21 protein-coding genes are annotated in these 22,762 nt (G+C 67.4%); 7 read left to right on the forward strand and 14 right to left on the reverse strand.

Annotated features, from left to right (window positions below; all coding sequences use genetic code 11):
• Positions 1-28: 28 nt before the first annotated feature.
• Positions 29-925 (reverse strand): LysR substrate-binding domain-containing protein, encoded by an 897-nt coding sequence (locus DFS13_RS01275; protein ID WP_006496975.1) that lies wholly within the window; start codon positions 923-925, stop codon positions 29-31.
• Between the two features lie 500 nt (positions 926-1,425).
• On the opposite strand from DFS13_RS01275, the gene DFS13_RS01280 reads away from it, so the two are divergent.
• From DFS13_RS01280 to DFS13_RS01290, 3 genes are all read left to right on the forward strand, one after another.
• Complete coding sequence (locus DFS13_RS01280; RefSeq protein WP_111441311.1) at positions 1,426-2,247, forward strand: peptidoglycan DD-metalloendopeptidase family protein; 822 nt, start codon at positions 1,426-1,428, stop codon at positions 2,245-2,247.
• Positions 2,248-2,458: 211 nt separating this feature from the next.
• A complete protein-coding gene (gene bla, locus DFS13_RS01285) occupies positions 2,459-3,358 on the forward strand; it encodes a class A beta-lactamase (protein ID WP_111441312.1) in 900 nt (299 codons plus the stop codon).
• Positions 3,359-3,464: 106 nt separating this feature from the next.
• Entirely contained in the window at positions 3,465-4,337 is an 873-nt protein-coding gene (locus DFS13_RS01290; RefSeq protein WP_006496977.1) for a LysR substrate-binding domain-containing protein, read from the forward strand.
• A gap of 21 nt (positions 4,338-4,358) precedes the next feature.
• Here DFS13_RS01290 and DFS13_RS01295 read toward each other — a convergent pair whose 3' ends face one another.
• The 9 genes from DFS13_RS01295 to sapR form a co-directional block, all read right to left on the reverse strand.
• Positions 4,359-4,691, reverse strand: a complete 333-nt coding sequence (locus DFS13_RS01295; protein WP_111441313.1) for a type 1 fimbrial protein — start codon at positions 4,689-4,691, stop codon at positions 4,359-4,361.
• Between the two features lie 330 nt (positions 4,692-5,021).
• Positions 5,022-5,276: a GlsB/YeaQ/YmgE family stress response membrane protein gene (locus DFS13_RS01300; protein WP_006483522.1), complete on the reverse strand. Its 255-nt coding sequence runs from the start codon at positions 5,274-5,276 to the stop codon at positions 5,022-5,024.
• A gap of 129 nt (positions 5,277-5,405) precedes the next feature.
• Complete coding sequence (locus tag DFS13_RS01305) at positions 5,406-6,182, reverse strand: ABC transporter ATP-binding protein (RefSeq protein ID WP_006483529.1); 777 nt, start codon at positions 6,180-6,182, stop codon at positions 5,406-5,408.
• A complete protein-coding gene (locus tag DFS13_RS01310; protein WP_006483526.1) occupies positions 6,179-7,093 on the reverse strand; it encodes an ABC transporter ATP-binding protein in 915 nt (304 codons plus the stop codon). Before DFS13_RS01310 ends, DFS13_RS01305 begins: the two co-directional genes overlap by 4 nt.
• A 1-nt stretch (position 7,094) precedes the next feature.
• Positions 7,095-8,009: a nickel transporter permease gene (gene nikC / locus DFS13_RS01315; RefSeq protein ID WP_006483535.1), complete on the reverse strand. Its 915-nt coding sequence runs from the start codon at positions 8,007-8,009 to the stop codon at positions 7,095-7,097.
• Positions 8,010-8,075: 66 nt separating this feature from the next.
• Complete coding sequence (locus DFS13_RS01320; RefSeq protein WP_006483536.1) at positions 8,076-9,146, reverse strand: ABC transporter permease; 1,071 nt, start codon at positions 9,144-9,146, stop codon at positions 8,076-8,078.
• A 10-nt stretch (positions 9,147-9,156) separates the two neighbouring features.
• Positions 9,157-10,758 (reverse strand): ABC transporter substrate-binding protein, encoded by a 1,602-nt coding sequence (locus DFS13_RS01325; RefSeq protein ID WP_006483531.1) that lies wholly within the window; start codon positions 10,756-10,758, stop codon positions 9,157-9,159.
• 70 nt (positions 10,759-10,828) lie between these two features.
• Entirely contained in the window at positions 10,829-11,392 is a 564-nt protein-coding gene (gene ddpX / locus DFS13_RS01330) for a D-alanyl-D-alanine dipeptidase (RefSeq protein ID WP_006496987.1), read from the reverse strand.
• Positions 11,393-11,409: 17 nt separating this feature from the next.
• On the reverse strand, positions 11,410-12,303 hold the full coding sequence (gene sapR, locus DFS13_RS01335) for a sap1 transcriptional regulator SapR (protein WP_006496988.1): 894 nt from the start codon (positions 12,301-12,303) through the stop codon (positions 11,410-11,412).
• 259 nt (positions 12,304-12,562) lie between these two features.
• On the opposite strand from sapR, the gene DFS13_RS01340 reads away from it, so the two are divergent.
• The 4 genes from DFS13_RS01340 to DFS13_RS01355 all read left to right on the forward strand — a co-directional run bounded on the left by DFS13_RS01340 (position 12,563) and on the right by DFS13_RS01355 (position 17,146).
• Positions 12,563-12,811 (forward strand): helix-turn-helix transcriptional regulator, encoded by a 249-nt coding sequence (locus DFS13_RS01340; RefSeq protein WP_006483523.1) that lies wholly within the window; start codon positions 12,563-12,565, stop codon positions 12,809-12,811.
• A gap of 3 nt (positions 12,812-12,814) precedes the next feature.
• Positions 12,815-14,149, forward strand: a complete 1,335-nt coding sequence (locus DFS13_RS01345; RefSeq protein WP_111441314.1) for a type II toxin-antitoxin system HipA family toxin — start codon at positions 12,815-12,817, stop codon at positions 14,147-14,149.
• A gap of 337 nt (positions 14,150-14,486) precedes the next feature.
• Positions 14,487-15,743 (forward strand): oxalate decarboxylase family bicupin, encoded by a 1,257-nt coding sequence (locus tag DFS13_RS01350; protein ID WP_034202214.1) that lies wholly within the window; start codon positions 14,487-14,489, stop codon positions 15,741-15,743.
• Between the two features lie 95 nt (positions 15,744-15,838).
• Complete coding sequence (locus tag DFS13_RS01355) at positions 15,839-17,146, forward strand: Nramp family divalent metal transporter (protein WP_048988039.1); 1,308 nt, start codon at positions 15,839-15,841, stop codon at positions 17,144-17,146.
• A gap of 18 nt (positions 17,147-17,164) precedes the next feature.
• Here DFS13_RS01355 and DFS13_RS01360 read toward each other — a convergent pair whose 3' ends face one another.
• The 4 genes from DFS13_RS01360 to DFS13_RS01375 all read right to left on the reverse strand — a co-directional run bounded on the left by DFS13_RS01360 (position 17,165) and on the right by DFS13_RS01375 (position 22,467).
• Complete coding sequence (locus DFS13_RS01360) at positions 17,165-18,418, reverse strand: hypothetical protein (protein WP_043205543.1); 1,254 nt, start codon at positions 18,416-18,418, stop codon at positions 17,165-17,167.
• Positions 18,419-18,570: 152 nt separating this feature from the next.
• Positions 18,571-20,160, reverse strand: a complete 1,590-nt coding sequence (locus tag DFS13_RS01365) for an ABC transporter substrate-binding protein (RefSeq protein ID WP_034202217.1) — start codon at positions 20,158-20,160, stop codon at positions 18,571-18,573.
• A gap of 127 nt (positions 20,161-20,287) precedes the next feature.
• On the reverse strand, positions 20,288-20,620 hold the full coding sequence (locus DFS13_RS01370) for a hypothetical protein (protein ID WP_006483835.1): 333 nt from the start codon (positions 20,618-20,620) through the stop codon (positions 20,288-20,290).
• A gap of 287 nt (positions 20,621-20,907) precedes the next feature.
• Positions 20,908-22,467 (reverse strand): DHA2 family efflux MFS transporter permease subunit, encoded by a 1,560-nt coding sequence (locus DFS13_RS01375; RefSeq protein ID WP_006483833.1) that lies wholly within the window; start codon positions 22,465-22,467, stop codon positions 20,908-20,910.
• Between the last annotated feature and the right edge of the window lie 295 nt (positions 22,468-22,762).

Raw genomic sequence — 22,762 nt, forward strand, 5'->3', positions numbered from 1 at the left:
CGATGGGGCAGGTCGAACGCGACGCGCGTCATTGCGGCGGGGCGTCGCCGGACAGGAACGCGACGAACTCGCGCGTGTACTTCGGCAGCGCGTCGAACGATCGCGCGCAGAGCGTCAGTTTCCGGTGGCTCCACGGATCGGACAACTCGACGAGCCGCACGTCCATCGTCTGCATCGCGCGCTCGGCCGCATGCCGCGACACGATGCCGATGCCCACGCCGCTCGCGATCACGCGGCAGATCGCGTCGAAGCTCTTCAACTGCACGCGATAGCGGATCCGCCTGCCGAGCGCACGCGCCTGGTCGGCGAGATGCACCTGCAGCGCGCTGCCGTCGGTGAGGCCGATGAAGTCCTCGCCGGCGATGTCGTCGAACGCGACCTTGTCGCGCGACGCGAGCGGATGCGCGACCGGCACGACGACGATCAGCCAGTCTTCGCGGAACGGCTTCTGCTCGAGCCCGCCGAGTCCGACCGAATCGGCGACGATGCCGACCTCGGCCGTCTTGTTGCGGATCGCATGGACGATCTCCTGACTCGAGCGCTCCTCGACGCTGATCGACAGCTTCGGATGGCGCGGCAGGTAATCGGCCAGCGCGTCGGGCAGGTATTCGCTCAGCGACGCGGTGTTGCACAGCAGCCGGATATGGCCGCGCAGTCCCTGGCCGTATTGCTGCAGTTCGCCGCGCATGTGATCGATCTGCTGCAGCACGGTGCGCGCGTGGTGTTCGAGCGCACGGCCCGCATCGGTGGCCTGTGCGCCCGACTTGGTCCGGTGCAGCAGCGGCACGCCGAGCTCGTCCTCCATTCCGCGAATGCGCTCGCTCGCGGCCTGCAGCGTGATGTGTGTCCGCTCGGCGCCGCTCGTGATCGTGCCGGCTTCGCAGATGTTCAGGAAGAGCCGCAGGTCGGTCAGGTCGAAGCGCATGATGGGCGGAGCGATGGGTGGGGAATGGCCGATAAGTTAGCAGGAACCGCGGCGCCGGTCTCAGGGCTGGCCTGAGACCCGGTTCGCCGCTTCCGCATTTTCGGGGCGCGATCGATGGTCGATCATGGACGCACATCAACCGGGGAGCCTGTCATGCAGATCGATTCGTCATGGGGCGTGTCGTTCAAGATCGCGCTGCATCTGCTGTTCCTGTGCATCGGCGTCGCGTGGGCCGGTGCCGAATTTGCCGCGTGGTGGCGATGAACGTCGCGGTGCGCGTCTATTGAAATAAATAAGCCATAGTTTTTTGCGACGAAAATTCTTCCGTTTTTCTGCGAAAACACCATCAAGTTTTTCCGGATCGGACCGTATTACCGGTAGCGAATGCCGGCCGGCATCCGGTCCGTGATCGTTTGTCATCATTGTTTGCATCCGGTTACACGTCGGCCGTTCCGTTTTTGAGATGCTTGAAAAATTGTCAAACCGGAGTCGGATCGTCCATGAAAACGCGCGAGATTCACCGCAAGGCGGCGTGGCTGTCGGGCCTGGCCGCCGTGCTCGTCATGGCCGGTTGTGCAAGTCCGCAGTCCGTTCCGCCGAGCGACACGCTGGCGGTAAAGCCCGCTGATTCGAGCCCGCCTGCCGCACCGTCGGCCGCCGCGATGCCGCCCGCGCCGATTCTCGTCGCGCAGAAGTACGTCGTGAAACGCGGCGACACGCTGACGGGCATCGCTTCCGCGAACGGCAGGCTGCGCAGGGGGCAAGTGCTGCGCATCGTCAGGCAGCAGCCGTTGCCGCCCGCGGGAGCGGCCGCCACGCAGGCCGTCGCGAGCAATGGCGCGGCGGGTAGTCAGGGCAATTCGCAGACAACCGCGCAAGCCACTTCGCAGGCCGGCGCATCGAGCGCGAGCGACCGTCAGGTCGTCAAGGAAACCCGTCGCCATGCGGGCGGCGTCGCGCTCAAGTGGCCGGCAACCGGCAAGATCGTCGACGGGTTCCGGCCCGGCCAGAACCGCGGCATCCAGATCGCCGGCCGGCCGGGCGACCCGGTTCGCGCCGCGGCCGACGGCCGCGTGATGTACGCGGGCACCGGCCTGAACGATTACGGCAGCCTGATCATCGTCCAGCACAACGCGGATTTCCTGACCGCCTATGCGCACAACCGCAAGCTGCTCGTGAAGACGGGCGACATCGTGCATCAGGGCGATGCGATCGCCGAGATGGGCGATCTCGACAACTCGCGCGTCGCGCTGCTGTTCGAGGTGCGACGCGACGGCAAGCCGGTGAATCCGATGCCGTACCTGCCTTCGTCGCAAGGGTGAGGCGGGGCCGTTTCGCTGGAACGCGACGGCGGTCGCTGCTACGCTAGGGTCTGTTCATGCGAATCCCGCCATCGCGCGGGGCCGACGGGCGTCTTTCGGGGATGCGCGGCGAATGCCGTCGCGGGCCGGCCGTCGGCGTGAACGGTCGCGCGTCGCGGATGCGCGGCCGCGTTGCTTCGAGCCACCGTTTCCGACAGAACAGACCTCATTCATGGAACACTCTCCGACACGCCGCTCGCTGTTGCTTGCCGCCGTTGCCGCGCCGTTCGTTGCCGCGTGCACGTCCGCGCCGGTCGCCGACCAGGGGCGCGCCCACACCGCACAAGCCGAACTCGCCGCGCTCGAAAAGGCCTCGAACGGGCGGCTCGGCGTCGCCGCGCTCGATACGTCGAACGGCGTACGCATCGCGCATCACGCACGCGAACGCTTCCCGCTGTGCGGTACGTATGCGGTGATGGCGGCCGCTGCGATGCTCGCGCGCGGTTCGCTCGACGCATCGCTGCCGCCGCGTCGCATCCTGTATCGCCGCTATGAAATCGTGTCCGGCTCGCCGATTACGGAGAGCCACGTCGACACCGGCATGACGATCGCGCAGCTGTGCGCCGCAATGCTGCAGTCGGGCGACAAGGGCGCGGGCAACCTGCTGATGGGCGTGCTCGGCGGCCCGCAGGCCGTCACCGCGTTCGCGCGCGAAAGCGGCGACACCACCTTCCGCCTCGATCACTGGGAACCCGAACTGAACAAGGCCGCGCCCGGCGACGAGCGCGACACGTCGACGCCGGTCGCGATGGTCGACACGCTGCAGCGGCTGTTGCTCGGCGACGCGCTGCGCGAACCGCAGCGCGCGCAACTGACGGAGTGGATGGTCGGCGGCGCGCGCGGCGCGACCGGCATCGCGGCGGGCGTGCCGCCCGGCTGGCGCGTCGCGGACAAGGCCGGGACCGGCGGCTTCGGCACGACGACCGACGTCGCGGTGCTGTGGCCGCCGGCGCGCGCACCGATCGTGATGGCCGTGTCGTTCACGCAGCCGCAGGCCGATGCCGCGGCGCGCGCGGACGTCGTCGCCTCGGCGGCGCGCATCGCGGCGGGCGCGCTCACCGCGACGGCCTGAGTACCCGGCGTCTCGCGCAAAGCCGGCGTTTGGCTTATCGTGTCGGTCAGCGCGCGCCGGCGTCGGCGCGCGGTCCTTCCGCGCTGTTTTCCGTTTCCCGTTCGCCATGCGCCGACTTCCGCCCCTGCACGCGCTGCAGATCTTCTCGACGGTGGCCCGCCACCGCAGCTTCACGCGCGCGGCCGAGCAGCTGTGCATCACGCAGGGTGCGGTGAGCCGCCAGATCCAGACGCTCGAGGCGCATTACGGTTTTCCGCTGTTCAGGCGGCATGCGAAGGGCCTCACGCTGACGGCCGAAGGCGAGCAGTTGCTGCCGGTGGTCGACGAGAGCTTCGCGCGGATCGAGGACATCTCGATGAAGCTCACGCGGCAGCGCACCGATCTCGCGCTGAAGGTGCCGACCTGCGTGATGCGCTGGATGCTGCCGCGCATCATGCGCTTCCAGGGCGAACATCCCGATCTCCACGTGCAGATCACGACCACGTGGCAGCACGTCGTCGATTTCTCGAGCGAGCCGTTCGACGCGGCGATCGTCTACGGGACGTCGCCGGGCCCGGGCGTCGTCGCGCTGCCGCTGTTCGACGAGCGGCTGACACCCGTTTGCGCGCCCGAGTTGCGGCAGACGTCGCCGCTCGGCGCGGTCGGCGATCTCGCGCATCACACGCTGCTGCACCCGACGCGTGACCACCGCGACTGGCGTGCATGGCTCGACCATGCGGGCGAGCGCGGCGTCGATCCCGCGCGCGGGCCGACGTTCGACACGCTCGATCTTGCGACGAACGCGGCGATGCAGGGCTTCGGCGTCGCGATCGGCGACGTGACGCTCGTCGACGACGACGTGAGCGCACGCCGGCTCGAACGGCCGTTCGACATCGTGCTCGAAACGGGCGCACGCTACTTCTTCGTCTACCCCGAGAACCTCGGCAGCCAGCAGAAGATCCGCGCGTTCAGCGACTGGATCGCGCGTCACCGCGACTGACGCGCGGCGCCGCGGCGGGCTTTACTGGTAGGTCACGACGGCGATCATCGGTGCATGGTCGTTGCCCGGACGGTCAGGTAAAACGATTGCGCGGGAGGCTTGCGTAAAGAGCGCGGTCTTCAGCGAGCGCTGGGTCGCCGCGTCGATGAACGCGATCTGGCCGGCGGCCGGACGCGGGCAGTCGGGGCGCACGTGTGCCCGGGCCGCGTTGGCCGTGTCGAGCGCGAACGAGCAGGGCGGCTCGACGATCATGCCGGAAAAGTAGATGATGCCGGACGCGCCGGCGGCGAATGACGAGGACGAGGCCAGAAGCGAGGCAGCCAGGGCGAACGAGGCGAACACGCGATGCTTCATGACAGGCTCCAGAGAGGAAGCGCGTCGCAGCGGGGCCGCTCGGGTGGCAGTCCGTCAACGCTGCGATGCTATCTGCGTAAACGGCAAAACCATCGGACCTCTTGAATCAAAAAACGAAAATATAGGTTATAAGCAAATGACCGCGCAGTGCTTCAACCAATGTAGGCCGGATCTGCGCATCCGCAAGGTGGGGAAACGCCGGATGGGACAAGATCGCATGACGAACGATCGCGGTAACCGTTGCGCCGGCAACGGTTAGCGTCGTCCGGAAAGCAAAACGGCCGCTCGTGATCGAGCGGCCGTTTTGCGCTGGTGCGGGGCGCGCGGTGTTCAGCTCGTGCGCTTGCGGATCGCACCCACGACGACGAGCAGCACGATCGCACCGATGATCGACGCGATCCAGCCGGCGCCCTGGCCCGGCGCATACCAGCCGGCGGCGCGGCCGACATAGCCGGCCACCAGTGAGCCGACGACGCCGAGCACGATGGTCATCAGGATGCCCATCTTGTCGTCGCCCGGCTTGAACGCGCGGGCGAGGAGGCCGACGATGAGCCCGACGACCAGGGTTTCGATGAATTGCAGCATGAATGCCTCCCTATTGCGATTGAGCTGTTGACGAAAGGAAGTTGACCCGTGCGGTACGCAAGGGTTCCATGCGGCGGCAAGCCGGCGCGTGGCGTGCGCAGTATCGCATGCGTTCGCGTCCGGCGGATGTCACGAGGCAGGCGCGTCGACCACCGGGTCGAGACGGCGGTAGCCTTCGGTCGCATTCAGCAGCGTGCGCGTGTAGTCGCGAGCGACCCGTCCGGCGCGCACGTCCTCGATCCGCAGCTGCTCGACGATCTCGCCGTGCTGCATCACCGCGACGCGCTGGCACAGGAAGCCGATCACCGCGAGGTTGTGGCTGACGAGGATCATCGTCAGGTTGCGTTCGCGATGCAGGCGGCGCAACAGGTTCAGGATCTCGGCCTGCACCGACACGTCGAGCGCGGACGTCGGCTCGTCGAGCAGCAGCACGCGCGGCTCGACGATCAGCGCGCGGGCGATCGCGACGCGCTGCCGCTGGCCGCCGGACAACTGGTGCGGATAGCGGAAGCGGAACGCCGGGCCGAGGCCGACTTCGGACAGCGCGTGGGCGATCCGCGCATCGGCATCGCCGATCGCGTGGATCGACAGCGGCTCGCGCAGCGTCTGGTCGACGGTGAAGCGCGGATGCAGCGATGCATACGGATCCTGGAACACCATCTGCACGTGGCGGCGGAACGCGCGATCGGGCGTGCCGCCCACCGGGCGGCCGTCGATCGACAGGCCGCCGGACGCGAGCGGCACGAGGCCCGTCAGCGCCCGCAGCAGCGTCGACTTGCCGGAGCCCGATTCGCCGACCAGCCCGAACACTTCGCCGTCGCGCACCGCGAAGCTCGCGTCGCGCACGGCGTCGACGTGACCCGTGCGGGTCGGGAAACGGATCGATGCATGATCGACGTCGATCATCGTGCGGCCTCCTGTCGATCGGTTCTCGCGGCGGCCGGCGGCGCGGGCTCGAGCCATGCCGGGTCACGCCGCAGCACCGGCAGTTCGTCGGGCGGGTCCGCGAGCGGCGGGTTCGCCGCGAGCAGCCCGCGCGTGTAGGGATGCGTGGCGTCGCGCAGGTCGCGCGCGGCGCAGGTCTCGACCACGCGGCCCGCATACATCACCGCGACGCGGTCGCAGAACGACATCACGAGCGGCAGGTCGTGGCTGATGAACATCAGGCCCGTGCCGTGCCGCGCGATCATCGCGTCGAGCACCGCGAGCACCTGCATCGACACCGCGACGTCGAGCGCGGAGGTCGGCTCGTCGGCGATCAAGAGGCGCGGGCCGGTCGACACCATCATCGCGATCATCACGCGCTGGCCCATGCCGCCCGACAACTCGTGCGGATACGCATCGGCGACGCGCGCCGGGTCGCGGATCTGCACGGCCGCGAGCGCGTCGACGATCCGCTCGCGCAGCGCACGGCCGCGCAGGCCCGGCTCGTGCAGCCGGAACGCCTCGCCCATCTGCTTCGCGACCGTCATCACCGGGTTCAGCGAATATTTCGGGTCCTGCAGGATCATGCCCATCTGGCTGCCGCACAGCCGCCGGCGCTCGCGCGGCGACATCGCGAGCAGGTCGTGGCCCGCGAAGCGCATCGTGCGCGCCGACCAGCGCGCGGCGTCGGGCAGCAGGCCGAGCAGCGCGCGGCCGGTCAACGACTTGCCGGAGCCCGATTCGCCGACGATGCCGAGCCGCTCGCCCGGCGCGAGCGTCAGCGACAGGTCGCGCACGGCGTCGGTGACGCTGCCGTCGTGCCCGCGGAAACCGATCTTCAGCCCGTCGATCTCGCAGAGCGGTGCCGGCGCGGCGGTGGAATGCATCGGCATGTCACGCTCCATGGCGGGGATCGAAGACGTCGCGCAGCCCGTCGCCGAGCAGGTTGAACGCGAGGCTCACGAGCAGGATCGCGATGCCGGGCAGCGTCGCGACCCACCACGCGTCGAGCAGTACGTTGCGGCCCGACGCGACCATGAAGCCCCACTCGGGGCTCGGCGGCTGCGCGCCGAGGCCGAGAAAGCCGAGGCCCGCGACGGTCAGGATGATGCCGGCCATGTCGAGCGTTGCGCGCACGATCACCGACGACATGCACAGCGGCATGATGTAGCGCAGCAGGATGCGCGGGCCCGACGCGCCTTGCAGCCGCGCCGCGTGGATGTAGTCGGCCTGCGCGATGCGGATCGTTTCGGCGCGCGCGAGCCGCGCATACGCGGGCCACGCGGTGATCGAGATCGCGACGACCGCGTTGATCACGCCGGGGCCGAGCGCGGCCGCGAACGCGAGCGCGAGCACGATCTTCGGAAACGCGAGCGCGATGTCGGTGATGCGCATCAGCACGCTGTCGACGAAGCCGCCGCAATAGCCGGCCGTCGTGCCGATCAGCAGGCCGATCGGCACGACGATCACGACGACCAGCAGCGCGATGCCGAGCGTCAGGCGCGACCCGGCGATCAGCCGCGAGAGGATGTCGCGGCCGAGCTGGTCGGTGCCGAACCAGTGCGACGGCGAGCCGGGCGGCAGCAGCCGGTCGGACAGCACCTGGCGCAGCGGATCGTGCGGCATGATCAGCGGGCCGACGATCGCGACCGCGATCAGCGCGACCAGGATCGCGAGCCCGAACAGGTTGAGCGGATTCGTGGCGAACCGGCGCCAGCGCCGGTACGCGAGGCCGAATGCGGCCTGCGAGCGCGACGCGGGCGCGTCGGACAGCAGCCACGCGTGCAGGGAGAGACGCTCGGCGCTCATGGTTGGACGACCTTCGGCATGGACGATGAAAGAAGCAGGGGGGAAGCGGTCATGTCGGAGCGGCCCTCAGCGCGCACGCGGATCGAACACGCGGTACAGCGCGTCGGTCAGCAGGTTGACGGTGATGAACATCGCGCCGATCACGAGCGTCGCGCCGAGCACCGCGTTCATGTCGGCGTTCAGCAGCGCGCCGGTCAGGTACGAGCCGAGCCCCGGCCACGCGAACACGATCTCGGTCAGCACCGAGCCTTCCAGCAGGTTGCTGTACGTGAGCGCGATAACGGTCAGGAGCGGCACCGCGATGTTGCCGAACGCATGCCGCCAGATCACGCGTCGCTCGGACAGGCCCTTCGCGCGCGCGGTGACGATGTATTCCTGGTTCAGCTGGTCGAGCATGAACGAGCGCGTCATGCGGCTGAGATACGCGACCGAGTAGTAGCCGAGGATCGCGGCCGGCAGCGCGATGTGCGACACCGCGTTGCGGAAGACGTCCCACTCGCCCGCGAGCGCCGCGTCGAGCAGCAGGCTGCCGGTGCGCGGGTCGACCATGCCGTCGTAGACGGGATCGAGCCGGCCGGGGCCGCCGACCCAGTGCAGCCGCGCATAGAACAGCAGCAGCCCCATCAGCCCGAGCCAGAACACCGGGACCGAATTGCCGATCAGCCCGACGAAGCGCGCGATGTGATCGATCGGGCGGTTGTGCTTCACGGCGGCCGCGACGCCGAGCGGCACGCCGATCGCGATGCCGATCAGCGTCGCGATGGTCGCCAGTTCGAGCGTGGCCGGGAACACGCGCTTGATGTCGTCGAGCACCGGGTTCGCGGTCAGCAGCGACACGCCGAGATTGCCGTGCAGCACGTCGCGCGCATAGATCAGGAATTGCGTGACGAGCGGCTTGTCGAGCCCGAGCGCGATGCGCTCGGCCGCGTACGCCTCGGCCGACGCGCGATCGCCGAGGATCGCGAGCACGGGATCGATCGGCACCTTGCGGCCGATCACGAACGTCAGCGCGAGCAGCCCCGCGAACGTGACGGCGAGCGTGAGCGCCCAGCGCAGCACGCGCAGTGCCCAGCGCACGGCCGGGCGCCGCGCGGGCAGCGTGCGCAGTGCTTCGAGGGAGGAGGCGGGAGTCGACATGAGGCGAATCCTATTGCTTCTTCAGGTTGCGGTACGACACCAGATCGTTGATCGGCCCGACTTCGAGCCCGCTCACGCCGGGCCGCGTCGCGACCTGCGCGACTTTCTCGAACATGATCACGAACGGCGAGCGTGCGAGCACTTCCTTCTGCATCGCCTGATACAGTTGCGCGCGTTTCGCGGCGGTCGGTTCGGCGAGCGCGGTGTCGGTTTCCTTCGTCAGTTGCGGGATGTCCCAACTGTTGCGCCAGGCCAGCATTTTATAGCTCGACTTGTCGGTGTTGTCCGGATTCCACGCAAAACCCTGCGCGTTGCTGTGCGGATCGATGTAGTCGGCCGACCATTCGCCGATGTAGATGTCGTGCTGGCGCGCGCGGTATTTCGCGAGCGTCTGCTTGTTGTCGCCGGGGATCAGCTGCACCTTGATGCCGGCCTGCGCGAAGTTCGCCTGCACGGCCTGTGCGATCTCCGTGTACGGATAGTCGTTGCGCACGTCCATCGTCACCGAAAAGCCGCCGGGCACGCCGGCCTTCGCGAGCAGCGCCTTCGCCTTCGCGATGTCGAGCTTGTACGGGTTCGTGTTCAGCGCACCGAGGAAGCCCTCGGGCAGGAAGGTCTGGTGTACCTTGTAGGTCGTCTTCACGACGTTGCCCTGGATCCCCGCATAGTCGACGAGCCATTTCAGCGCTTCCTGCACGTCGGGTTTCGCGAGCGTCGGGTTCTTCGTGTTCAGGCCGAGATACAGCAGCGTCGCCTGCGGCGAGGCCGCTACCTTCGCCTTGCCCGACTTCACGACCGACGCCAGATCGTCGGGGCTCAGGTCGCGTGCCGCGTCGACGTCGCCGTTCTCCAGCAGCAGGCGCTGGCTCGCGGCTTCGGGCACGTGGCGCAGCACGATGCGCTTCATCGCGAGCGGCAGCCGGTAGCCGTCGAAGCGCTGCAGCACGACGCTGTCGCCGGCCGTCCACTTGACCAGCCTGTAGGCGCCGGAGCCCGCTTCGTTGGTTTTCAGCCAGCCGTTGCCGAAGTCGTTGCCCTGCTGGTGCGACAGCAGCAACTTCTTGTCGAGCACCGATGCGGGCCACGAACCGAGCACGTTCAGCACGAAGGTCGGCGCGTACTTGCGGTCGGTCGTGACCGACACCGTCGCGTCGTCGAGCTTCTTCACGTTCGCGACGACGTTCGCCTTCGTGAGGCCGATGCCGGTCAGCACGGCGGCCGGCCCCTTGTCGAGCAGCACCGCGCGCTGGATCGACCACGCGACGTCGTCGGCCGTCAGCGGGTTGCCCGAGTGGAACTTCAGGCCGGTGCGCAGCTTGAACGTATAGGTCAGGCCGTCGGGGCTCACGGTCCATGACTGCGCGACGTCGCCGTTGAATTTCGACGGATCGCGCAGGTCGACGCGCACGAGCCGGTCGTACGTGTTCGCGACGTATTCCTCCGGCACCAGCTCGTAGATCTCGCCCGGATCGAGCGTCGTGAATTCGTCGAGCAGCGTGGCCATCACGAACATGTCCTTCGGCGTTTCCGCATGCGCGGCGGCAAGCGGAACGGCGGCGAATACGGACGCGGCGGCCAGCGCCGCGACGAGCCGGGAGGTCGGGAATGTCATGTGCGCTTCTCCATCTGTCGTTTGAGTCGTTGAACGTGGACGTGCATGAAAAAGGAGGCGTGGATCGTCGTTACATCAGGCGCCACGGGCCGCTCGCCGCATTGTCGATCTGCGGCAACGCGCGCGAGCCGGGCAGTTCGTAGTGCCACCATTCGCTGTCGATGTGCGCGAAGCCGGCCGCATGCATCACGCCGAGCAGCAGCAGGCGGTTGCGTTGCACGTGCTCGGGCAGCCCCGCGTGAAAGTGGCCCGATGCGGCGACCATCTCGTCGAAGCCGGTGCCCATGTCGAGCGGCGCGCCGTTCGCGCCGATGAGCGTCAGGTCGAGCGCGGTGCCGCGGCTGTGATTCGAGCCGCGGCCGAGGTCGGCGACGAAGTTCGGATCGGGCAGGAAATCCCACAGCACCTGCTGCGCCTGCGGCGGCCGGTAGGCGTCGTAGAGGCGCAGCGTGACGCCGGCCTGCGCGGCGACCTCCACCGCGCGGCGCAATGCGGCTTCGGCGGGCTCGAGCAGCAGGCAGTGCGCGTTGCGGTAGATCGGCTTGCCGGTCAGGTTGCGGTCGGTCGCGTAGACGAGATCGATCTCGACGCGATGCGTGGCGGGCGTGATTTCGACGAGGCGGTGATCGTTCATCGGCAGGGTGGGCTCGCTCAGGATTCAAACTGGTCGAACGTGCGCTGCAGTTCGCGGTTGCGCGCGACGCGCCGGTCGATCGCGGGGCCGAGGCGATCGACCACGGCCGTGATCAGCAGGTTGAACAGGCAGGTGAGCGGCGCGAGCGAATCCCAGAACTGGCCGACGTCGGTCTTCACCTGCAGCAGATCGGCCGGCCATTCGCGCGCCCACGGGCACGACAGGTCGGTCACCAGCGCGAATGGCTGCCCGCGTTCGGCGGCCGCCTGGCAATAGCGGCGCGCGCTGCGCGAATACGCGCGCGTATCGGTGACGACGCAGTACGGATGCTCGAATTCGGAGTTCAGCGAATCGACGTACGAGCCCGACTGGCCGTCGGAATAGAACACGCGCGGGCGCAGGTATTCGAGGTAGCTGCTGAATGCGTTGCTGATGCCGCGGGTCGACTGGATGCCGAGGATGAACACCGCGTCGGCATGCGCGATCCGGTCGGCGACCTGCGCGAACACCGGGCCTTCGGCCAGGCGGTACACGTGGCGGATCGCGTCGAGCTCGCGTTCGAGCGACGACGCCAGCGTGCCGGCGCTGCCGGCGCTGCCGTTGCCGCCGTTGCGTTCGGCCGATGGCGTGCCGGCGATGCGGCGGTATTCGTCGAGCCGGTCGGTGATCATCCACGGGCGATCGCCGCCGCCGCGCAGTTCGCGCTTCAGGTCGTCGAGATTCCGGTAACCGACGCTGCGCAGGAAACGTCCGACCGAAATGCCGCTGGTGCCGGTCTGCTGCGCGATCTGGTCGGCGGTTTCGAGCCCGAGCCGATCGAGGTTCGCGAGCATGTAGCTCGCGATGCGCTTCGCGGTCGGCGTCAGCTCGGCAAAGCGGGATTCGACGGTATGGGCGAAGGCGCAGGTCATCGAGCTGTTAGATCGTTGTCATTTAGTGATTTGATGTCATCTATCTGACAAAGCCAAAATCATTCACGCCAGCGGATAAAAACTATCAGGTGGCGGTGAGCGATAGCGGGCTGGGCGTGCGTGCAACGACTGGGGGAGCTACGCACTGGCGGGTGGAAATATTTCTGACAGGAATATTTTACGTTTATCTCTATCAGAGATAATTTGCGTTTATGCCTGTCAGAGATATACTGCATGGATCGCATACAGGACTCCAGCCGTGAATCTCATCGTCAATACCCCTGCTCAACTGGGCGAAATCCTGTCGTCCGCGCGTCAGGCCAAGGGGCTGACGCAAGCCGAAGCGGCGGCGCGCATCGGCGTCGGCCAATCGCGCCTGTCGTCGCTGGAAACGCTCCGCACCGAAAGCCTGTCGCTCAAGCAGTTGCTCGAACTGACCGCGCTGTACGGTCTCGAGCTCAGCATCCGCACGAAGGACGGGCGCGACGCTGCCAACGTCGAGTGGTAATCGGTGGGACGCAAATCGCACAGCCGCGCGCTATCGATCTGGGCCAATGGCGTGCGGGTCGGAATCTGGCGGATTCCCGCGCGCGGCGACATGGAGCTGCTGTACGACGCCGGCTGGAAACAGTCGGATGCAGGCCGCCCGCTGTCGCTGTCGCTGCCGTTCGGCGTCGGTGATGCGCCGTTGCGCGGCGAGCGCGTCAATCACTACTTCGATAATCTGCTGCCCGACAGCGACGCCATTCGGCGCCGGCTTGCGTCGCGGTTCGGCACGGCGACGACCGAGCCGTTCGATCTGCTCGCCGCGCTTGGCCGGGACTGCGTCGGCGCGGTGCAGTTGCTCGGCGAGGATGAAACCCCGGCCGGCCATGACCGGATCGACGGTATGCCGTTGTCCGACGACGACGTGGCGCATGTGCTCGATCAGGCGAGCGGGGCGGCGGGCGGTGCGCAGGACGACGACGACTTCCGCCTGTCGCTGGCCGGCGCGCAGGAAAAGACCGCGCTGCTGTTTCACGACGGGCGATGGATGCGTCCGCATGGCGCGACGCCGACCACGCATATCCTCAAGTTGCCGCTCGGGCTGGTCGGCAACAAGCGTGCGGATCTGACGACTTCCGTCGAAAACGAGTGGCTGTGCCTCGCGATCCTGCGCGCGTTCGGCCTGCCGACGGCGGATGCCGACATCGTGCGTTTCGGCGAACACAAGGTGCTGTCGGTCGCGCGCTTCGATCGCGCGCTGCATCGTGACGGCGGCTGGCTGTTGCGCTTGCCGCAAGAGGATTTCTGCCAAGCGCTCGGCGTGCCGCCGCATCTGAAATACGAATCGCAGGGCGGCCCCGGCGTGCCCGATCTGGCCGGCATCCTGCGCCGGTCGGAAACGGCGCAGGCCGACCTCGACACGCTGTTCACCGCATTGGTGGTGTTCTGGATGCTTGCCGCACCGGACGGACATGCGAAGAACTTCAGCCTGCGCCTGCTGCCGGGCGGCCGCTTCCGTCTGACGCCGCTCTACGACGTGATGTCGATCTGGCCGGTCGAAGGGGATGGCGCGAACCAGTGGTCGTGGCACAAGGCGAAGCTCGCGATGGCCGTGCACGGCAAGCGCAAGCACTATGCGATGCGCGACATCACGCGCCGGCACTTCACTGCGATGGCGGAGCATTGCCTGCTTGGCGATATCGCGACACCGATCGTCGAACGACTCATTGCAATGACGCCACATGTGATCGAATCGGTCGGCGCGGCGCTGCCGGCCGGGTTTCCGGCAAGGATCGCCGAACGCATTCTCGGCGGATTGCGCTTCGCCGCGCAGCGACTCGCCGACATGCCGCGGGAGTGACGCGGGCCCGGTCCCGGCCGGGCAGGTGAAAGCCGGCGCATCCGTATTTTTCCGTTCCGGGTGGCGCGCAGGCCACCTGAATCGATGGCAGTGGGCCGCCATCGCGCGGTGCGCATATCGATTTCTTTTCCTCGCCATTCATCCCCTGCTGCATCGCAATAATTACAAAATTAAAGCCGATCAGATTAAGTCATTAATTCAGGTTAATAATTCATTTAATTTTCAGGTGGCTTTGTATTTAACTTGCGTCACGGGATGTTTGATTTTCGGTAATTCGAAGAAATAGCAAGTGTTCCGTAATGGAAATTCTCTCGATTGCAGGGATGAAGAGGAAATCATGACGAATCTTTCTCGACGCAAGATGCTGGCCGGTACGGCCGGCGCCATCGCCGCCGCGGGCATCGCGGTATCGGCCAAGGCCGCCTCGTTCGGTAATCCGGACAGTCCGCCGGAAGGCGCGGTGAATGCCCGTAACCGCCAGAGCCTGACCGACCCGGGGCCACAAAATCCGGCCATTGCCAATCAATTCCCGTCTTTTCAGGATCCGCCGGCCACTGATATCAACGGGATGCCGTTATTCTGGGCGTCTTTCAATAATGCTCATAAACGCATTCAAAATGGCGGATGGGCGCGCGAAGTGACGCAGGACGATTTTGCGATTTCCGAAACCATTTCCGGCGTCAACATGCGGCTGACGCGCGGCGGCATTCGCGAGATGCACTGGCACCAGCAGGCCGAGTGGGCCATCATGCTCGACGGCCGTTGCCGGATCACGGTGCTCGACGAACTCGGGCGGCCGTCGGTGCAGGACGTCAAGACCGGCGATCTCTGGTATTTCCCGCCCGGTCTGCCGCATTCGCTGCAGGGCCTGGGCAGCGACGGCGCCGAATTCCTGCTCGCGTTCGATAACGGCCGCGCCTCGGAATTCAACACGCTGTTGCTGACCGACTGGATCGCGCATACGCCGCCCGACGTGCTCGCGCTCAACTTCGGCGTGCCGGCCGACGCGTTCAGGAACGTGCCGCTCGACAACCTGTGGATCTTCCAGGGCGACGAACCGGGCCCGCTCGCGGACGCGCAGCGCGCATCCGCCGCATCGGCCGGTGCGCCGCCGCATCCGTTCATCTTTTCGCTCGGCGACATGAAGCCGGTCAAAAAGACGCGCGGCGGCGAGGTGCGGATCGCGGACAGCACCAACTTCAACGTGTCGACGACCGTCGCGGCGGCACTCGTCACCGTGCATCCGGGCGGCATGCGCGAACTGCACTGGCACCCGAACGCCGACGAATGGCAGTACTACCTGCAGGGCGAGGCGCGGATGACGGTGTTCGACACGGGGCCGAAGGCGCAGACGGCCGATTTCCGCGCGGGCGACGTCGGCTATGTGAAGAAGAGCCTCGGGCACTACGTGCAGAACACCGGCCAGACCGACCTCGTGTTCCTCGAGATCTTCAAGACCGACCGCTATGCGGAGGTGTCGTTGTCCGACTGGCTCGCGCATACGCCGCCGAAGCTCGTCGAAGCGCACCTGAACGTCGCGCCGGACGTGATCGCGCAGTTTCCGCGCAATCGTCCCGACGTCGTGCCGCTGTAACGCGGTCTTCGCACAGCGCCGCGGCCGGCAGGCGGCATGCCGGCCACGGTGCCCGCTCCCGAATCAGTCTGCGTCATTCGAACGGAAACTCCACCATGCTTCCCGTCCCGAGCAAACCTGCCGGCGGCCTTGCGCTGCCGGGCCTGTCCACCGAGCACACCGACGGCGCGGCGCGCGCCGCGCTGGAAGGGCGCCGCACCGGCGTCGCCGCGCTGCTGCCGTTCGTCGGCCCGGCCGTGATCGCGTCGATCGGCTACATGGACCCCGGCAACTTCGCGACCAACATCCAGGCCGGCGCCGCGTACGGCTACCGGCTGCTGTGGGTCGTGCTGGCCGCGAACGCGATCGCGATGCTGTTCCAGGCGATGTCGGCGAAGCTCGGCATCGTGACCGGCCGCAATCTCGCCGAACTGTGCCGCGACCGTTTCCCGGTGCCGGTCGTGTGGGGCATGTGGATGGCTTCCGAGATCGCCGCGATGGCGACCGATCTCGCCGAATTTCTCGGCGGCGCGCTCGCGTTCGGGTTGTTGTGCCATTCGTCGCTGTTCGCGGGGATGATCGCGACCGCGTGCGCGACCTGCGCGATCCTCGCGCTCGAAAAGCGAGGCTTCCGGCCGCTGGAAGCGGCGATCGCGGCGCTGGTCGGCGTGATCGGCGCGTGCTATCTCGGCGAACTGCTGATCGCGCCGCAGGACTGGCACGCGGCCGCGTTCCATCTGGTGGTCCCGCAGATTCCGGATCACGCGGCGCTGACGATCGCGGTCGGGATCATCGGCGCGACGATCATGCCGCACACGCTGTATCTGCATTCGGGTCTCACGCAGGATCGCACCGCCCCGCGCGACGACGGAGAGCGGCGGCGGCTCGTGCGGTTCTCGAATCGCGAAGTGGTGGTCGCGCTGGGGCTCGCCGGGTTCGTGAATCTCGCGATGGTGATGATGGCATCGTCGGCGTTTCACGCGACTGCGCCGGGCATGACCGACATCGGCGACGCCTATCACACGCTGATCCCGGTGCTCGGGCCGGCGGCCGGCGCGCTGTTTCTCGTCGCGCTGCTGACGTCGGGCGTGTCGAGCTCGGTGGTCGGCACGATGGCCGGGCAGGTCGTGATGCAGGGCTTCATCCACCGCCGCATGTCGCTCTGGGTGCGGCGCGCGGTGACGATCGCGCCCGCGTTCGTGGTGGTCGCGCTCGGCTGCGATGTCACGCGGGCGATGGTGGCGAGCCAGGTCGTGCTGAGTTTCGTGCTGCCGATGCCGATGATCGCGCTGCTGATACTGTCGGCGCGCGAAGACGTGATGGGCGCTTACGCGCTGCGGATGCCGCTGCGGATCGTCGCCGGCGCGGCGACGGTCGTGATCGTCGGGCTGAATGCGTACCTGGTATGGGCGGCCTTCAATTGAGCCGGTGCGGGCCGGCGCTTACTGCTGCATGTCCGGCGCTTCACGCAGCCGCCAGATCGCGTTGCACTGCTGGCCGCCGAGGCTCGTCGCACGCAGCGTGATGACGGCGCCGGCCGCCACCTGGTACCAGAAATGCGCCATCAGTTCGGTGCCCTTGCGCTGCGCGTGGCCGTCGACCCGCACCTCGCACAGCAGCGGCGACGGCGAACCGGACGGATGCGTGACGTAGACGTTCAGCCGTGCGATGTCGCGGGTCGCGGTGAACACGACTTCGTGGTTGCCGCTGCCGACGAGCATCGTGCCGCCCGGTTCGTCGATCGCCTGCAGGTACGCGCCCGCGCTTGTCTCGATCGCGGCGGACGCAACGGTCAGCCCGGCCGAACGCACGTAATCCGCCGCCGCGATGCGGGCGGCGACCGCATCGGACGGCGCCGGCGTGCCGTCCGACAGCGCGAACGGCTGGCCGTCGCGCAGCGAGGCGTCGGTGTGGTTCGCGTAGTAGCGCCACCGGTCGAGGAAGCGGATGTCGCCGGTCATGTGCAACGCACGGATCGGCTCGCCGTGATACCTGAGCGTCGTCGTGCCGGTGCCCGCGTCGAACGATTCGTGAATGCCGTACTTGCTGACGAAGTTCTGGACCGGGTCGAGCAGCGCCGTTTCGCCTTGCGCGCTCCACAGGTGCAGGAACGTCGTATCGATGCCGAAGCATTCCTGGAAATCGGTGCCGATGCGGGCGATGCAGTCGCGCAGGTGGTCGGCATAACGCGCCCATGCGTCGGCGGTTCCGGCGACGAGCCCGGCTTGCAGCGCACCGCCGTGGCGCGCGTTGACTTCGTCGACGACGAGGCGCCAGTGATGGTCGCGCCGCTCGCCGATCAGCGGCGTGACGACGAACGTGCAGAACAGCGGGTCGGGGCACACGTGGAGCCGGTCGTCGCCGATCTGCGAGAACAGGTCGAACTGCGGCGCGCAGAACCAGATGTCCGCGTCGTACAGCGCGAGCTTGCGGATCTGCGGATGGCGCGCGCAATACCCGGCGGCCTCGATGAAGCGGCCGACCGGCAGCGCGTAGGCGCTCGACGCGTCGATCACGTCGACCGACTGGCTCGCGAGAATCTGCCGTTTGCGCTCGGACAGCCCGTAGCCGATCACCGCGATCCGCCCGTCGTAGCCGGCGTGCCGCAGCGACAGCAGGAACGGCACGAGCATTTCGTACCACGCGCGGTTGTTGTCGTTGATCGCCACGCAGACTGCGTGCTCGCTCGAATGCATGTTGGTGTCCCGTTACGTGTGCCCGGCGCGGTGTCCGCGCGATGCCGGCCATTGTAGATCGCCGCCGCACGGCCCGGCGCAGGCCCCGCGCCGGCTCGGCGGCCCGCGGCGCTGGCCCGCGCGCCGGCGTGGCCGCGCGCGGGCGGCGGCGATTACTTCGCGAGCGTCCGGTACGACACGAGGTCGTTGATCGGCCCGATTTCCGGTCCGGTCGCGCCGGGGCGCGTGGCGACCTGCACGACCTTCTCGAACATGATGATGAACGGCGAGTTCGCGAGCACGGCCTTCTGCAGCGTTTCGTAACGCTGCGCGCGTTTCGCGGGCGACGGCTCGACGAGCGCGGCCTCGGTGTCCTTCGTCAGTTGCGGAATGTTCCAGCTGTTGCGCCACGCGAGCATCTTGGTCGGCGACTGGTCCGAGTTGTCCGGATTCCACGCGAAACCGCGCGCGTTGCTGTTCGGGTCCATGTAGTCGGGCGACCATTCGCCGATGAAGATGTCGTGCTGGCGCGCGCGGTACTTGCCGATCGCCTGCTTCGCGTCGCCCGGGATCAGCTTCACGCGGATGCCGCCCTGCGCGAAGTTCGCCTGCAGCGCCTGCGCGATCTCGAGGTACGGATAGTCGTTCGGCATGTCCATCGTCACGTCGAAACCGTTCGGCAGGCCGGCCTTCGCGAGCAGCGCCTTCGCCTTCGCGACGTCCTGCTTGTACGGCCGCGCGTTCGACGCGCCGAGGAAGCCTTCGGGCAGGAAGGTCTGATGCACCTTGTAGGTCGTACTGACGACGTTGCGCTGGATGCCGTCGTAATCGACGAGCCACTTCATCGCCTGCTGCACCTCGGGCTTCGCGAGATTCGGGTTCTTCGTGTTCAGGCTCAGGTACAGCAGGGCCGACACCGGCCACGACGCGACCTTGATCTTGCCGGCCTTCGACAGCGCGGCGAGGCTGTCGGGGCTCAGGTTGCGCGCGGCGTCGGCGTCGCCGTTCTCCAGCAACAGCCGTTGCGCGGACGCTTCGGGCACGTGGCGCAGCACCACGCGCTTCATCGGGTATGGCGTGCGGTATTTGTCGAAGCGCTGCAGCACGATGGTTTCGTTCGGCGTCCACTTGACGAGCTGGTACGGGCCCGAGCCCGCGTCGTTGGTGCGCAGCCAGCCGCTGCCGAAATCGTTGCCTTGCTGGTGCGACAGCAGCAGCTTTTTATCGAAGACCGAGGCCGGGCATGCGCTCAGCACGTTGAGCACGAAGCTCGGCGCGTATTTGCGGTCGGTTTCGAGCACGACGGTTTGCGGATCGACCACGCGCACCTTTTGCGTCACGTTCGCCTTCGTGAGGCCGAGATCGGCGAGCACGCCGGCCGGCCCCTTGTCGAGCAGGATGGTGCGCTGCAGCGACCACGCGACGTCGTCGGCGGTCACGGGGTTGCCGGAATGGAACGTGAGGCCCGGGCGCAGCTTGAACGTGTAGGTCACGCCGTCGGCGCCGACCGTCCACGATTGCGCGATCTGTCCGTCGAAGCGCGTCGGGTCCTTCAGGTCGACGCGCACCAGCCGCTCGTAGGTGTTCGCAACGTATTCGGACGGCACCAGTTCGTAGATCCCGCTCGGGTCGAGGGTCGTGAATTCGCCGAGCTGCGTGGCGACGACGAAGATGCCGGGCGGCGTGGCAGCCTGCGCCGGCAGCGCCGGAACAAGCGCGACGAGCGCGGCGCTGACGAACAGCCGGGACAGCAGGTGCTTCATGCGGGCTCCATCGAAAGGGAATCGTGGTGCGATTCTCTCATCGACGGGCACCCGGATGAAAATATTCGGCGGGCGCGCCGGCTGGCGCGTGGCGACGGGCCGGGCGGGCGCCCGGCGCGGGAGGTGGTCAGATCGCGCAGCGTGCGATCGCGAAGCGCATCGCTTCCTCGGCCGGCTCGCTGCCGGAGCCGCGCACGACCTTGATCACCGAGCCGTTGCCCGACGGCGTCAGCGTGACGAAGTACGAATTCGAACCGACGGCGATGTCGGTCACGCCGTTGTGCTGCGATTGTTCGGTGCCCGACAGGCGGCTGTCGAGGCAGTTCGCGACCGCGTAGGCCGGGCGTTGCGACGACACGTAGATCATCGGCGCGGCACCCGAGCCGGCCGAGTCGGACGAGGGCGCGGAACCGCAGGCGGCGAGCAGGGCGGCGGGAAGGAGCAGCAGGAATCGTTTCATGGTCGGTCGTCGGGTGTCTCGTATCGAGGCTGGGGCGCGGGGTAGCGAAACGCGAAGCTTCGCGACGAAGCCGCCCGGAATCGGGCCGCTTTTGGCGGACGACGAGACGGCAGGCGGCTGACGACGGAGTATACCCGCAGCATTTGACGCCGTTGGCGCGTTGAAACGATTCGATACACAACGAGCGCCCGCTGCCGGACGGGCGCTTGCTCGGTGCTCGCCGTTACCGGCGGATCCCGCGGTCGTCGCGATGCCGGTGCACGGAGCGGCGCCGCAACGCATGCGGGTCAATGCGCGCCGGCCGCCGCCGCATCGGCATCGCCGCCGCCCGAGCGCGACGGCTTCGTGATCCAGATGAGCGGGATGATCGCGATGAAGATGATCGCCGACACATAGAAGATGTCGTTCAGGCCCATCACGGCCGCCTGCGAATCGACCGATGCATTGAAGAACGCGAGCGCCGAATCGGGGCTCAGGTGCAGCAGCGAACGGGTCGTGTCGAGCTGCTGCGTGAAAACCGGATTGGTGACGCTCGCCTGTTCGGTGAGCCGCACGTGGTGCAGGATCGTGCGGTCGTTCCACGCGTTGCTGATCAGCGACGTCCCGACCGCGCCGCAGAACGTGCGGCCGAAATTCGACAGGCCGGCCGCGGCCGGAATCTTCTCCGGCGGGAGCCCGGACAGGATGATCGACGTCAGCGGCACGAAGAACATCGCCATCGGAATGCCTTGCAGCAGCGTCGGCAGCACGAGATCCCAGTGGGACACGTCGGTGTAGAACGTGGTGCGCATCATGAACACGACCGCGAAGCCGACGAATGCGAGCGTCGCGATATAGCGCGGATCGGTGCGCGGCAGCAGGCGCCCCATGACCGGCGTGAGCAGGATCGCGAACACCCCGAGCGGCGCGGTGGCGAGCCCCGAATCGACCGCGCGGTAGCCGAGATAGCCCTGCATCCATTGCGGCAGCAGCACGAGCGTGCCGAAGAACATCCCGTACGCGACGGAGATCGCGATCGTGCCGCCCGCGAAATTGCGCTGCGTGAAGAGGCGCAGGTCGACGATCGGATTGGCTTCGTTCAGCTCCCACACGAGGAAGAACGCGAAGCCGATCAGCGCGACGATGCCCAGCGCGACGACGACGGGCGAATTGAACCAGTCGAGATCCTTGCCCTTGTCGAGCATGATCTGCAGCGATGCGACCCACAGTACGAGCAGCAGCAGGCCGACCGTATCGATCGGCAGGCGGCGCGTGGCCGATTCGCGATCGCGGAACACGAACCACGTGACGGCCGCCGCGAAGAAGCCGACCGGAATGTTGATGTAGAAGATCCACGACCAGTTGTAGTCGTACGTGATCCAGCCGCCGAGCGACGGCCCCGCGATCGGCCCGACGAGCGCCGTCATCGACCACAGCGCGAGCGCCGTCGACGACTTCTGCCGCGGCCACGCGCCGAGCAGCAGCGCCTGCGACAGCGGCGCGAGCGGCCCCGCCACCGCGCCTTGCAGGATCCGCGCGGCGAGCAGCGTCGGCAGGTTCGGCGCGATCCCGCACAGCCACGACGCGAACACGAACAGCAGGATCGACGTGACGAACAGGCGTACCTGGCCGAAGCGCTGCGTGAGCCAGCCGGTGAGCGGAATCGACACCGCGTTCGCCGCCGCGAAGATCGTGATCACCCATGTGCCTTCGTCGACCGACACGCCGAGGTCGCCCGAGATCGTCGGGATCGCGACGTTCGCGATCGACGAATCGAGCACGTTCATGAACATCGCCAGCGATACCGCGATCGTGCCGATGACGAGCCGGCCGCCCGACAGCGGGCCTGAAGACGAGGGAGAGGACATGGCGTTCCTGCGTGATGGACGAAGGCCGTACGGCGCGCGCCGTACGCCGCGCATGCATGTGACGTGCAATGCGGGGACGAAGCGCGAAACGAACGGGCGCACGCACGCCGCACGGCGGCCCGACAAGCGGCGCGGTCGCGTGCGGTGTGCGGTTCGATCGGTGAATCGGAATGGCGAAGCCGGGGCGGGCTTCGCGGGGCGGCTATCGCCGCTCAGGAGGGCGCGACGCGCGTGACGCGTCGGCGGGCAGCACTCACATGGCTGCCGTGGCGTGTGTGGTCGTTTTTCATCGCCA

It is taken from the genome of Burkholderia sp. 28_3 (genome assembly GCF_003253915.1).
GTDB lineage: Bacteria > Pseudomonadota > Gammaproteobacteria > Burkholderiales > Burkholderiaceae > Burkholderia > Burkholderia cenocepacia.

Coding starts and splice junctions, on each gene's coding strand:
- DFS13_RS01275 (WP_006496975.1), bottom strand. CDS start 925: ATGCGCTTCGACCTGACCGACCTGCGGCTCTTCCTGAACATCTGCGAA.
- DFS13_RS01280 (WP_111441311.1), top strand. CDS start 1,426: ATGAAAACGCGCGAGATTCACCGCAAGGCGGCGTGGCTGTCGGGCCTG.
- bla (WP_111441312.1), top strand. CDS start 2,459: ATGGAACACTCTCCGACACGCCGCTCGCTGTTGCTTGCCGCCGTTGCC.
- DFS13_RS01290 (WP_006496977.1), top strand. CDS start 3,465: ATGCGCCGACTTCCGCCCCTGCACGCGCTGCAGATCTTCTCGACGGTG.
- DFS13_RS01295 (WP_111441313.1), bottom strand. CDS start 4,691: ATGAAGCATCGCGTGTTCGCCTCGTTCGCCCTGGCTGCCTCGCTTCTG.
- DFS13_RS01300 (WP_006483522.1), bottom strand. CDS start 5,276: ATGCTGCAATTCATCGAAACCCTGGTCGTCGGGCTCATCGTCGGCCTC.
- DFS13_RS01305 (WP_006483529.1), bottom strand. CDS start 6,182: ATGATCGACGTCGATCATGCATCGATCCGTTTCCCGACCCGCACGGGT.
- DFS13_RS01310 (WP_006483526.1), bottom strand. CDS start 7,093: ATGCCGATGCATTCCACCGCCGCGCCGGCACCGCTCTGCGAGATCGAC.
- nikC (WP_006483535.1), bottom strand. CDS start 8,009: ATGAGCGCCGAGCGTCTCTCCCTGCACGCGTGGCTGCTGTCCGACGCG.
- DFS13_RS01320 (WP_006483536.1), bottom strand. CDS start 9,146: ATGTCGACTCCCGCCTCCTCCCTCGAAGCACTGCGCACGCTGCCCGCG.
- DFS13_RS01325 (WP_006483531.1), bottom strand. CDS start 10,758: ATGACATTCCCGACCTCCCGGCTCGTCGCGGCGCTGGCCGCCGCGTCC.
- ddpX (WP_006496987.1), bottom strand. CDS start 11,392: ATGAACGATCACCGCCTCGTCGAAATCACGCCCGCCACGCATCGCGTC.
- sapR (WP_006496988.1), bottom strand. CDS start 12,303: ATGACCTGCGCCTTCGCCCATACCGTCGAATCCCGCTTTGCCGAGCTG.
- DFS13_RS01350 (WP_034202214.1), top strand. CDS start 14,487: ATGACGAATCTTTCTCGACGCAAGATGCTGGCCGGTACGGCCGGCGCC.
- DFS13_RS01355 (WP_048988039.1), top strand. CDS start 15,839: ATGCTTCCCGTCCCGAGCAAACCTGCCGGCGGCCTTGCGCTGCCGGGC.
- DFS13_RS01360 (WP_043205543.1), bottom strand. CDS start 18,418: ATGCATTCGAGCGAGCACGCAGTCTGCGTGGCGATCAACGACAACAAC.
- DFS13_RS01365 (WP_034202217.1), bottom strand. CDS start 20,160: ATGAAGCACCTGCTGTCCCGGCTGTTCGTCAGCGCCGCGCTCGTCGCG.
- DFS13_RS01370 (WP_006483835.1), bottom strand. CDS start 20,620: ATGAAACGATTCCTGCTGCTCCTTCCCGCCGCCCTGCTCGCCGCCTGC.
- DFS13_RS01375 (WP_006483833.1), bottom strand. CDS start 22,467: ATGTCCTCTCCCTCGTCTTCAGGCCCGCTGTCGGGCGGCCGGCTCGTC.